The 9,689-nt window shown below is 56.6% G+C and carries 9 protein-coding genes and 2 pseudogenes; 2 read left to right on the plus strand and 9 right to left on the minus strand.

Annotated features, from left to right (window positions below; translation table 11 throughout):
* The 8 genes and pseudogenes from R6T97_RS17510 to R6T97_RS17545 form a co-directional block, all read right to left on the minus strand.
* Positions 1 to 533: sugar-binding domain-containing protein (locus tag R6T97_RS17510; RefSeq protein WP_410350565.1), on the minus strand; the 533-nt coding region annotated here is incomplete at its 3' end.
* A gap of 176 nt (positions 534 to 709) precedes the next feature.
* Positions 710 to 2,233: a sulfatase family protein gene (locus tag R6T97_RS17515; RefSeq protein ID WP_410350566.1), complete on the minus strand. Its 1,524-nt coding sequence runs from the start codon at positions 2,231 to 2,233 to the stop codon at positions 710 to 712.
* Positions 2,234 to 2,413: 180 nt separating this feature from the next.
* The gene (locus tag R6T97_RS17520) at positions 2,414 to 2,794 is read right to left on the minus strand and encodes a family 16 glycosylhydrolase (RefSeq protein WP_410350567.1); all 381 of its coding nucleotides are present in this window, start codon (positions 2,792 to 2,794) and stop codon (positions 2,414 to 2,416) included.
* A gap of 49 nt (positions 2,795 to 2,843) precedes the next feature.
* A pseudogene (locus R6T97_RS17525) lies at positions 2,844 to 4,148 on the minus strand (TRAP transporter large permease); the annotation flags it as partial.
* The gene (locus R6T97_RS17530) at positions 4,148 to 4,744 is read right to left on the minus strand and encodes a TRAP transporter small permease (RefSeq protein WP_410350568.1); all 597 of its coding nucleotides are present in this window, start codon (positions 4,742 to 4,744) and stop codon (positions 4,148 to 4,150) included. The pseudogene R6T97_RS17525 and the gene R6T97_RS17530, both read right to left, overlap by 1 nt.
* Before the next feature lie 109 nt (positions 4,745 to 4,853).
* Positions 4,854 to 5,360, minus strand: a complete 507-nt coding sequence (locus R6T97_RS17535) for a flavin reductase family protein (RefSeq protein ID WP_410350569.1) — start codon at positions 5,358 to 5,360, stop codon at positions 4,854 to 4,856.
* The gene (locus R6T97_RS17540; protein ID WP_410350570.1) at positions 5,360 to 6,250 is read right to left on the minus strand and encodes an aldo/keto reductase family oxidoreductase; all 891 of its coding nucleotides are present in this window, start codon (positions 6,248 to 6,250) and stop codon (positions 5,360 to 5,362) included. The genes R6T97_RS17535 and R6T97_RS17540 overlap by 1 nt, the downstream gene beginning before the upstream one ends.
* Before the next feature lies 1 nt (position 6,251).
* Positions 6,252 to 7,409: an LLM class flavin-dependent oxidoreductase gene (locus tag R6T97_RS17545; protein WP_410350571.1), complete on the minus strand. Its 1,158-nt coding sequence runs from the start codon at positions 7,407 to 7,409 to the stop codon at positions 6,252 to 6,254.
* A gap of 105 nt (positions 7,410 to 7,514) precedes the next feature.
* On the opposite strand from R6T97_RS17545, the gene R6T97_RS17550 reads away from it, so the two are divergent.
* Both R6T97_RS17550 and R6T97_RS17555 read left to right on the plus strand, forming a co-directional pair.
* Positions 7,515 to 8,222 (plus strand): GntR family transcriptional regulator, encoded by a 708-nt coding sequence (locus R6T97_RS17550; RefSeq protein ID WP_410350572.1) that lies wholly within the window; start codon positions 7,515 to 7,517, stop codon positions 8,220 to 8,222.
* A 5-nt stretch (positions 8,223 to 8,227) separates the two neighbouring features.
* Positions 8,228 to 9,316, plus strand: coding sequence for a Gfo/Idh/MocA family protein (locus R6T97_RS17555; RefSeq protein ID WP_410350573.1), 1,089 nt, complete (start codon positions 8,228 to 8,230; stop codon positions 9,314 to 9,316).
* A 175-nt stretch (positions 9,317 to 9,491) separates the two neighbouring features.
* Here the strand turns inward: R6T97_RS17555 and R6T97_RS17560 are convergent.
* Positions 9,492 to 9,689 (minus strand): annotated as a pseudogene (locus tag R6T97_RS17560) (iron reductase); the annotation flags it as partial.

The raw sequence follows: 9,689 nt of genomic DNA on the forward strand, positions 1-9,689 counted from the left end.
TGCCCATTCACCCACAGGTACATGGCCGAACTTACAGCACCAAAATGCAGGTATACCTCCTTTTCCCTCCAGTACCGGGGGAGCGTAAAATAGCGCTTGTAGGAGCCCACCGGGTTGTAGTGGTCCTGGATAACCGGAGGTGTCTTGGCATGAGGATATTCAATATTGGTATAGATGGGATAGGTGTGCCCCTCGAGCTCGAAGTTCGATGGCACCGGTATCGTGCCCCAGTCACGCACATCAAAATCGTCTTTGAAAAACCAGGCCGGACGTTCATCGGGATTCTCTGAAAAATGAAACAACCATTCACCATTCAGCGACTGCAGTAGCGAAGAGGCCCACTTGTTATCGGCATCCACCTCCGCGGCGCTCCCAAATGGAACAAACCAGGCCCGCGGCATCTCCCTGTTAATCTCGTTCACCGCCGGATTCTCCCAATCGGCCGGATTTTTCTCCTGAAAAACAACATCACTGTATTCACTGTATCTTGTACACGACACACTCAGTAATCCCAGGATTACCAGAAAAACCAATCTCCTATCCATATGTGTAAATTCTTTAATCATATAATTGATATATAATATTATAAGTATCTCTCGAACTACAAGTAACCTTTTGACTCGCACAAGAAATATTTTCAATGGTGCCCGGGCTCCAACGCTAAGTCCTTCGCCAAAAGCTTCGGTCGCCGGTGAAAGCTGCGGCGACCCTAATCTTCCCGCAGCACCCCCTCCAGGTACGCCTTCATCTCCTCCACTACAGGCTCGTTGCCGGCTGCAATGTTGCTCTGCTCACCAATATCCACCGACAGGTCGTATAACTGTGGGGAGAGGGAGGCTCCTGACTCAATCTTTTTTGTCCCGCCGATCCACCCCGACGACTGGACGTTCTTTACAGGATGAATATACTTAAAATTCCCTTTTCTTACCGAGTAGGTAAACGATTCCGTTACCAGGTATTCCCTGCCGCTATGCGACCTGCCAAGCAGGGCGTCGGAGATATCCTCACTGTCAGGTGCCTCGCCAGGTCGCAATGTGTGCCCCAACATGGCAGCAATCGACGCATACAGATCGACCTGTGAGATCAATGCGTCGCTAACACCCGGTTCGATCACTGCCGGCCAGTATGCAATGGTTGGCATCCTGGACCCGGCTTCAAAAGCGCTGTACTTGCCTCCTCTCAGGGGACCGGATGAGCGGTGATTGCCGCTGTCAGGATGAGCGATGCTCCGGTGGTCCTCGTATCCGTCGTTCAGCGCGGGACCGTTATCACTTGAAAAAATGATCAGGGTGTTTTTACTTAACCCAAGTTTTTTAAGGTAATCCACAAGCTGTCCTGTTACCCAGTCCATCTGTACAACCACATCGCCGTAATTGCCCAGTCCCGATTGACCCTGGAAACGGTAATCGGGCAAGCGGGGATCATGGACATCGTGCATAGAGAAATAGATAAAGAAGGGCTCCTCTTTGTGGTCATTGATAAACTCCCTGGCCTTCTTGAGCATCAGGTGGGGAATTTGCTCGTCATTCCACCGTGCAGCATTGCCACCCGACATCCACCCGATGCGGCTCACGCCGTTCACAATCGTTTTGGCATGCTGACGATCTGCGGGAATGCGCAACAGCTCAGGATTCTCCAATCCCGTAGGATCATTCCCGACCTTCTCTTTATAACTTACCTCAATGGGGTCTTCAGTATCCAGTCTGGCAACATGGTGGTTCTCTACCCATACCGTGGGAACGCGATCGCCCGTGGCCGGGATCATCCACGCATAGTCAAATCCTCTTTCCAGTGGACCCGGTGCAATTTTCCCGTTCCAGTCCAGGTTGCCGTCACCCAGTCCGAGGTGCCATTTACCGATCAGGGCAGTTTTGTAACCATTCGCCTGAAGCATCCCCGGCAATGTCGGCGTCCCTTCCTTTATAAGCAAAGGAGCATTGCCATCCTGAATCCCTGCTTTGATCCTGAAGGCATATTCACCGGTCAGCAAACTGTAACGGGAAGGGGTGCATGTTGCTGCTGAACTGTATGCATTGGTAAACCGGATCCCGTTTTCTGCAAGATGGTCAACATTGGGTGTTGCAATTTTACTTGTTCCATAACATCCCAGGTCTCCGTATCCCAGGTCATCCAGGTAGATAATAACCACGTTGGGCTTCTCTTGAACAGAAGCCTTGTCGGTGCATGAAAAAAATCCTGCCACCAAAAAAATCAATAACAATTTAATATCCATAACTATGTTGTTTTATATAATTATCCAATCTTTTTTGCTTCAAATCAGTCAGCGCCCGTCTTACCCAATTCGTTCACCTCTTATTCAATTACCTCTCATCATATTCAACTATCTCTATTCTTATTCAACTACCTCTATTCTTATTTAACTACCTCTCCTCTTATTCAATTACCTCTCTTCTTATTCAGGCTGATAAACCCTTACATAATCCACTTCATAGCTGATCGGAAAGGTCGATCCGGACGGGTCACCACCATTGGCTCCCAGTGCCAGGTTGAGGAGGATATAATGTGGCTGACGGAAAGGGTTGAAGCCGTCATTGTACGTAGCGCTTTCCAAATCAATCTCGTTCAGAAGCTCTTCGTCGAGGTAGAGGTGGATCACATCCTCTGTCCAGACCATTTTCCAGACATGAAATTTTTCCGGCCACCGGGGATCACGCTCGAGGAAACAGGAGAACGGTATCTTTTCAGAATCCCAGACCGGCTCCCTCTGATTGTTACCTTTCCATGCAGCATTGGCCAGGATCGTGGGTATTCCTTCAATCCTGTAATACTCCATAACATCGACCTCACCGTTTTCGGGCCAGCGTCGTCGCGGTCGCCCGGGTCGCGAAGTGTACGGGGTGCACGCCAAGATCCACGAAGATCGGCCCCAGTATCGGCCCGAGGATGATGATCGCGGGCCCTGCATCAAGGAACATGCCCACGATGAACAGCAGGATGTTGATCAGGAACAAGAGCATCAGCGGGTTTTCCGACAGCGACAGGATATAGTCGCTGAGGATCTGTGGCGCGTATGACAGGGATACGACAGTCTTGAAGGCGACCGCAGCCCCGACCAGCAAAAGCACCGCGGATGTCGCCAGCGCAGAGCGCGTCAGGACATCGCCGAGGTCCTTGAGCTTCATCGAGCGCAGCACGAAAAAGCTGACGATCAGCGCGTAGGCCACGGCCACGGCAGAGGCTTCTGTCGGGGTGAAAACACCGACAAGGATACCGCCCAGAATAATGATCGGTGTTTGCAGCGGTGCGATGGCTTTCTTGCAGACCATGCGGAAATCATGGCTGACCCGCTTGCGATAGCCCATCAGCATGAAATGCGACGCGATCAGCAGGGCTGCGAAAACGATCCAGAGGTTGAGGTTGTGCACCTTGTCGCCTGCCTCGTTGATTGTTGCCAACCCGACGCGCGTGGACAGCCCGGCATAGATTGCCATGAGTAGGCCCGCGACGTTGATCCGCAAAAGGGCAAAGCTGACCCAGTATTCGACCTGACTGATATCCTGGTTTTTGGTGACGATCCGTTCGGCCTTGGGCAGGTCATAGCGGTCGGCCATCAGCCGCACCATGACCATCAGACCCACGCCCACCATGATGCCCGGAACGATGCCTGCCAGAAAGAGTGACGCGACGCTTTCGCCCATCACATAGGCATAGATGATCATGATGCCGGAAGGCGGGATGATCGGCCCGATGACTGATGATGCAGCCGTGATGGCCGCCGCGAATTTGCGGGTATAGCCGTTTTTCTCCATCGCGGGGATCAGGGTCGACCCCAGCGCAGAGGTATCCGCGACAGCGGAGCCCGAAAGCCCGGCAAAAAGCATCGACGACATGATGTTAACATGGGCCAGACCACCGCGCAGGTGGCCCATGAAGGCTTGCGAAAATTCAACAAGGCGCAGGGTGATCCCGCCGCGGTTCATGATCTCGCCTGCCAGCATGAAGAAAGGCAGTGCCATGAGAGGAAAGCTGTCCATGCCGTTGTAAAGGTTACGATAAAGGCCCGCGACGACATTGCGGTTGTCGCCTTCGAGCATGATCAGCGCAAAGGGCGAGGCCAGTAGCGCAAAGACTACCGGCAGGCCGACCATGATCAGGACGAGGAAAAGGGGAAGAAACCACAACAGCATCAGTCAGCCCCCTGAAATTCTTCCGCGCTCAGCGGTTTGAGACGGTCGCCCGCGCCCAGCAGTTTGATGATCTGGCGGATGATCAATTCGATGTTCACGAGGATCAGCAGGTTCACCCCGACCCAGAGCGAAGCATATTGATAATTGTTCTGGAACTTGTTGCCGCATTTGCCGTATTCGAACCCGAACGGCCAGCGCAGCGAGGACGAACACCCGCGCCCCGACAGCGTATCGACATGGTTGTTCAGCCCCCGTTCCCAGGCGATGACAAGCACCCAAAGCGCAATCCCCAAGAGAAGCAGTGTCAGCAGGCCTGACACGACGCGGGGCAGGGCCCGTTCAAGCATGTCGATCGAGACGAAACCGCCCATGCGGAAGGCCAGCGGCGCCATCAGGCCCGTCATCCAGAGCATGCCGAAGCGCGCCCCTTCTTCTGTCCAGTTGGGCGCGTCGCTCAGGATGTAGCGGAAAAAAACCTGCCCCAAGATCAAAGTTACCATGATGGCAAGTGCGATCACCGCGATGACCTTGCCTATCGCAAGGACGACGGTGTTGAACCGTTCGAGCGGCCATAAAAGGCCAAACAGGACCGACATCGGCTCCTCCCCTGTTTATATCCGGGCCTGTGGCCCGCGTTGTTGAGGGGCTTTGCCCCCGCCGCTTTGCGGCTCCCCCAAGGTATTTTTGAACATAAGAAGCCCGGGGTCAGCCTTCTTTGGCAAGTATGCCGTATTGTCCTGCGTGAAAGACGAGCGGGTCGCCGCCTTGGTGGTGTGCCTTGGTGACCCGGCCCACGATGATTACATGATCGCCTGCGTCATGGGTGGCTTCGAGGTTGCATTCGAATGTGGCCAAGGCCCCTTCGATGATCGGCATGCCGCAATGGGATTTGTGCGTGGGCACATCATTGATCGCGGTTTTGGATTTGACGATCGCTGCGCAAATGTCGCGCTGGTCCGCGCCGAGCACATGGATGGCAAAACGCCGCGCGCCTGCGAAATGGGCGAACCGTTTGGATGATTTGGCCGGTGACCACAGCACCAGAGGCGGGTCGAGCGAGACGCTCGAGAAGCTGTTTGCGACGATGGCGACAGGGCCTTCAGGGCTGTTTGTGGTCACGACAGTGACGCCCGTGACAAAGCTGCCCAGCGCTCCGCGAAAACTGTTGCTGTCGATGCCGGGATCGAATGTCGCGGGAGTGCCTGCGTCCATTATGGTACCTCTTTGCCGCGTGCGGCTGTGTAAAGTTCGAACCAGGTCTCGCGGTCCATGTTTACCTTTAAAGCGTCTGATAGTGTTTTGATACGATTGATATTATTGGTGCCCATAACCGGCATGATCTTGGCCGGATGCGCCAGCAGCCACGCGATGGCGACCGCGCTGTTATCGACGCTATTGTCCGCTGCAACCTTGCCGAGCGCGTCTTGCACGGCGCCTGTGCCGGTCATGATTGTGCCGCCGGCCAGAGGGGACCACGCCATCACCGGCACATTCCGTTCTTGCAGATAGGCCACGTCGCCGTTGGTGAACCCTTGGTGCGCCATCAGGGACAGTTCGATCTGGTTGGTGATCAGCGGAGCTGTCATCGCCGACTGCAGCAGCGTCCAGTCATGCAGTTTGAAGTTGGACACACCGACACTGCGCACCTTGCCGGAGGCCACGACCTCGTCCAGCGCGGCCCCGGTTTCATGGTGATCCATCAGCGGGTCGGGGCGGTGGATCAACAGTGTGTCGATCTTGTCGATGTTCATCAGACGCAGCGCATGATCGACCGAAGCAAGAATATGCGCGCGGCTGGTGTCATAGTATTTTACGCGTGCGTGAGCATAGCGCCCGGCGGGGGCCAAGATATCGCATTTGGTGACGATCTCGATCTGGTCTTTGAGCGCAGGCACGGCTTTGAGTGTGCGGCCCAGCACTTCCTCGGCCTCGTAACCGCCGTAGATGTCGGCCTGATCCATTGTTGTGATGCCCTGCGCAAGGCAGGCTTCGATCTTGGCCTGAACATGCGCGACGGATGTGTCCGTGTCGTCGCCAAGCCGCCACATGCCATAGACGATGCGGCTGAAGGAAAGGTCGTCGGTGATATTGATCCGGTTCATATTAACGGCGGGGTCCTGTACCTAGGGGGGTTGCGGGTGTCTCGGACGGCACGCGCCCGTATGCGTGCGGCAGCGAGCAGGTTTTCAGATGCGGCATGACGCGTTTGCCAAAATGTTCGGCCTCGTCGATGTGCGGATAGCCTGAGAAGATGAAAGCACGGATGCCCATCTTTTGATACCCTTCGATTTTCGACATGATCTGATCGGTCGAGCCGACAAGGGCCGCGCCGCAGCCGGACCGCGCGCGCCCGACGCCTGTCCACAGACCCGGTTCGGAGTAGCCGTATTTGTCGGCCAATGCGCGGGCCTTGGATTGGTGGGCCACGCCAAGGGAAATGCTGTCGTGGGCGCGGTCGCGGATCAGTTTGCCGTATTCGTCATCCAGCTTGGAGGCGATGTAGTCGGCGTATTCCTTGGCCTCGGCCTCGGTGTCGCGCACGATCATGTGGACGCGCAGACCGTAATCCAGCGTGCGGCCATTTTCGGCTGCACGGGCGTGCACGTCTTTCATGCGCTGTGCCAGCATATCGGTTGTCTCGGGCCACATCAGATAGACGTCGCACTGCGCGCCGCATAGTTCGAGAGCTGCGGGCGAGTAGCCGCCGAAATAAAGCAGCGGTCCGCCGTTTTGCTGGTAGGGGCGGGCCGGGTCGGTTGTCAGTTTGGAAATCTGGTAGATGTCGCCGTCATAGCTGACTTCGTCTTGTGTCCAACATTTGCGCAGGATTTCCACGACTTCGTGGGACCGCTTGTAGCGGTAGCTGCTTTCGGCGACTTCACCGGGGAAGTCGGAACTGATCACGTTGAGCGTGAGCCGCCCCTTGAGCATGTGGTCCAGCGTCGCGATGGTACGCGCCAGCATGATGGGCTGCACTTCGCCACAGCGGATCGCGGCAAGGAAATTGATCTTCTCGGTCAGGGGGGCCATGCCCGCCACAAACGACAAGGTGTCCTGGCCGACCTGATAGGAAGACGGGGCGAGGATGTTGCGGAAGCCTTGCTTTTCAGCCGTCAGCGCGATGTCGCGGCAATGGTCCCAAGAGGAGCGCAGATCGCCGTCGGGGACGCCAAGAAACTGGTAATCATCTGAGCAGAGCGCGGAAAACCACGATACTTCGGCCGCATCCAGATCGGCGCTCGTCACCGGAACGATGGTCATTGATTCTCCTCCCCCAGAAGTCTGTCTTTGCACTTGCCTAGCACGCAAAATTCTGTGCATCAATAGTATATCAATTATCATGTGTCGGCTCGGGGAGGTGCCGCCATGGCACAAACTTCTGCCTTGCCGAAATTCATTCAGCTGAGTGAAATGCTGATCCGCGAGATTGCCGCGGGGCATCTGGCCGATGGTGCGCGCCTGCCGCCGGAACGGGACATGGCGGATGAACTTGGCGTCGCTGTCGGCACCTTGCGCAAGGCGCTGGCGGATGTGGAGGCCAAGGGGCTGCTGGATCGCGTACAGGGGTCCGGCAACTATGTGCGGCATCGGCCCGCGGTTGATTCAGTCTACGCGTTCTTTCGGCTGGAGCTGCTGAAGGGGGGCGGCTTGCCGACCGCAGAGGTGCTGTCGGTGGATCGTCTGACCAAACCCGACAGCTTTGCGCGCTTGGGCGGAGATGCCGAAGGGCATCGTATCCGGCGGATAAGATCGCTTGATGGTATCGTGATCGCGCTGGAAGAAATCTGGCTGGACGGGGCGCAGCGCAAAAGGGTCGCGGTCTCTGATCTGTCGGATTCGCTTTATCACTTTTATCGCCATGATCTGGGTTTGGTGATTGCATCGGTCGAGGACCGGATCGGCGTTGCGCCCATGCCCGACTGGACGCCGGACATGTATCACCTCAAGTCTGGTGATACTGCAGGCTACATTGAGCGGGTCAGCTGGACCGCCGCCAAGGAACCAGCGGAATTCTCGCGCACTTGGTATGATGCCAGGCGCGCCAATTACATCTCTCGTATGGGAAAAGGTTAAACGACGTGGAAACGGTAAACTACGGCCTGATCGGCTGCGGCATGATGGGCCGCGAACACATCCAGAATATCAACCTTCTGCCGCATGGGCAGGTTTCTGTTGTCTATGATCCGGTGACGGAACTGGCGGAAGAGGCGGCGACGCTTGCCGGTGATGCCCATGTCGCGGGGTCGCTGGAAGACCTGTTGGCCCATGAGAAACTGGATGCGGTGGTGATCGTCAGCCCCAACTACCTGCATGTGCCGCAGTTGCAGCAGATCGTGGCGATGCGCCCTCTGCCGATCCTTTGCGAAAAGCCGCTGTATACGAATCCGTCCGATGCCGCTGTGCTGAACCGGCTGTTCGAAGGCTATGCCCATCCGGTCTGGGTGGCGATGGAATACCGTTATATGCCCCCCGTTGCGGCCCTGGTCGCGCAGGCCGAGCAGGCCACGGGCGGCATCAAGATGCTGAGCATCCGCGAGCATCGTTTTCCGTTCCTGCCCAAAATCGGCGACTGGAACCGCTTTAACGCAAAGACCGGCGGCACCTTGGTCGAAAAATGCTGCCACTTCTTTGATCTGATGCGCCTGATTTTGCAGGACGAGCCTGTGCGCGTGATGGCCAGTGCGGGGCAGGCGCTGAACCACATCGACGAACGCTATGACGGAGAGGCCCCTGATATCTGGGACAACGGCTATGTGATCGTCGACTTTGCCAAGGGGGCCCGTGCCATGCTGGAGCTATGCATGTTCGCCGAAGGCTCGAAATATCAGGAAGAAATCAGTGCCGTGGGACCGGATGGCAAGATCGAGGCGCTTGTGCCGGGGCCGGGGCGGTTCTGGCCGCAACTGCTGGGCGATCCTCCGGTGCCGCAGATGATCATCAGTCCGCGTTCGCCCAAAGGCCCTTATGTGTCCGAGATCCCCGTCGATCCCGCGCTTCTGGAGGCGGGTGATCACAATGGATCGACCTTTTATCAGCATCAGCGGTTCAATGCGGTGGTGCGCGGAGACGGCGTGGTCGAGGTCACCCTGGCCGATGGGGCCAAGGCGATTGCGATGGGCCTTGCCGCGCAGCAAAGCGCGCGGACAGGGCAGGCTGTGCTGCTCTAGCTGTCGGCCGAAAGCAGTGTGCAAGGGCGCAAACAGGCACAGTTGGCTGAAACTCCCTGTTTGCGCCATCAGGACTGCCCAGAAATACTATATTCAATCCTTTCAGGTGCGTGTTACCGCAAGGCCGATCTTTGGCGTGTGGATAGGGCACACCGCTTGCCGGTGTTTGGTTCCGTCACGTCAGCAGCACGAAACCACCGATCATGCCGGCAAGCGCCGCACCGACCGCCAGAAAATTCAGCGTCCGTCGCCGGTCCTGACGCGAGGCGCTGCCTGCATAGTCGAACCGTTCATAGACAACGTTGTTCATCGGCAAGCCCAGATCGAGCAGCGCATCTGATACCGCTGCGACCATCGGACCGGGACCACAGAT

Origin of the sequence: Yoonia sp. (assembly GCF_046498525.1) — a bacterium.
Classification (GTDB): domain Bacteria; phylum Pseudomonadota; class Alphaproteobacteria; order Rhodobacterales; family Rhodobacteraceae; genus Yoonia.